The following is a 1,882-nucleotide window of genomic DNA, read 5'->3' as shown; positions in this document are numbered from 1 at the left end:
CCAGCTTAGCTGGTGGTTGTCGCTCGCTCAAGCTACCCAACACAAGAAACGCTCTTGCCGGTGTAAAACTGGCAGGAGCGTTTCTTGTTGAAGTGGTTATAAAAGACCTTTGATTTTTTCAAGATGATCTATAGCGGATTGCAGTTCATTTTGAAACTGATCCCTAGAAGAATCTCGGCCTAAAAGAAGATGATCCATACTGACATGGAAGTATTCTGCAATATCGATCAGGATTTTTACAGAGCCATTGGAGCTTCCCCTTTCAAGATCGCCGAGGTGGCGATGGGAAACACCAAGTTTTTCAGCAAGTTTTTCCTGCGATAACTTCTCATTTGTACGCAAAGTAAAAATACGGTTAAGTCTCCATCTCTTTTATAAACGATGAAATTGGCAGAATGTTCCACACAATTTTCTATCAAAACGATTTTCATTATGCTGCATTCATTCTGCCGGGCTTATGAAAAAGCAGGCATTTTGCTTTCATCATCCTGCAAACAGATGATTAAGCACTACTGGGTATTATCGCAATTTTCAAAAATAGTGCCCATCAACACGGCATCTTTGCGATATGCAGTTTGCGGATGTTGTTTGTGCATTAAAAACGCAAACTGCTATAATATCAAAAAAGTCTTTATTTGAGTTCAGAATTCATTGAAGATCAAAGGATCATTCGGATTGCAATTACTGTATGAATATGCTATGATTACGTTGAAAATCATTTGTGTTTCAACTGATCAAACAGGGAGCGTATGAACAGCCATGAAGCGTTTGCAGGATATTGCAGATCAAGTTGGTGTAAGCCGGACAACGGTGTCCAATGTGCTGCACGGCAACACCAAAAAGGTTTCCAAGGAAATGATCCAGAAAATTTCGGAAATTCTGAACCAGGAGGGCTATGTCCCGAATACATCTTCCCGTGAGCTGACCCGCAAAGGGTCCGGCATCCCTTCTCTGCGCGATACCTTTGTGGCAGAACTTCTGTCTGGTGTAGAAGAGACAGCCCATCGAAACGGATATTATGTCATGCTGATCAATGGCCAGGACAAAAATACGGACCAGGTGGCAGAGATTGCCTCCCGATGGAATGTGGATGGTCTTGTCGTCCTGGGACTGGACGAAAAGAAATACAAGGAGCTGCGCAGGCAACTCAACAAATATATGGTCCTGATTGACACCTATCCCGAGGCGGAGTACCACTACGTCAACGTGGGGACTGATGATTTCGGCGGCGGCGCCATGATTGCAAAGTATCTGCTGGACAACGGGTACACCCAGGCCATCTTTGCCGCCGAGTGTGATACCGGCGCAGACCATTACCGCTGGAAAGGATTTCAGCATCAGATGCGCTCTGCCGGGATTGACTGCGGAGAAGAGCGCCATATTCTTCTCCCCGAGGATATTTCTCTGCGCCGTGTCATGTACGGCCACTATTTGGATCGCTTTGTCCAGGCCAGGGCTGTGGCCCTGGCCTCTGACTATGATGCGGCGGAAGTGATGAATTATCTGCAGGACCACGGCATACAGGTGCCGGAGCAGATCTCCGTCACCGGGTTTGACGACTGCATCTATGCAGAACTCATGCATCCCCCTCTGACGACAGTGCGTCAGAACGTCCCGGCCAAAGCAGAGGCCGCCGTGGAACTGCTGGTGCGTCTGATTCGGCAGGAACCGGTGGAGTGTAAAAATTACGTTCAGCCTGTTGAACTGATCCGCCGCAACTCGGTGAGCGAATCAACCCCCAACGCCGCGCCCTGGTCACAAGATCTGCACAAAATCCACAAATAATTCTTGTGGTATTTATCAGTTTCGTAGGAAACGTCACGCAAAACCCTTTTCAAATCCTCTTCGGTTTTGTATAATGAGCTCGTCAAAAAGACACGCT

General features: G+C 47.1%; 2 protein-coding genes. One reads left to right on the top strand and one right to left on the bottom strand.

Annotated features, from left to right (window positions below):
• Nucleotides 1-96: 96 nt before the first annotated feature.
• Complete coding sequence (locus Q0526_RS06485) at nt 97-342, bottom strand: helix-turn-helix transcriptional regulator (RefSeq protein ID WP_298731763.1); 246 nt, start codon at nt 340-342, stop codon at nt 97-99.
• Nucleotides 343-759: 417 nt separating this feature from the next.
• Here Q0526_RS06485 and Q0526_RS06480 point away from each other — a divergent pair, with 417 nt between their 5' ends.
• Nucleotides 760-1,785, top strand: coding sequence for a LacI family DNA-binding transcriptional regulator (locus Q0526_RS06480; RefSeq protein WP_298731762.1), 1,026 nt, complete (start codon nt 760-762; stop codon nt 1,783-1,785).
• Nucleotides 1,786-1,882 lie beyond the last annotated feature (97 nt).

It is taken from the genome of uncultured Subdoligranulum sp. (assembly GCF_937890665.1).
Note: the sequence above shows the minus strand (reverse complement) of the source record. Positions and strands in the feature narration are given on the sequence as shown.

Bases quoted from the DNA above. Each gene is read 5' to 3' on its own strand.
- Q0526_RS06480 (WP_298731762.1), top strand. From the start codon at position 760: ATGAAGCGTTTGCAGGATATTGCAGATCAAGTTGGTGTAAGCCGGACA.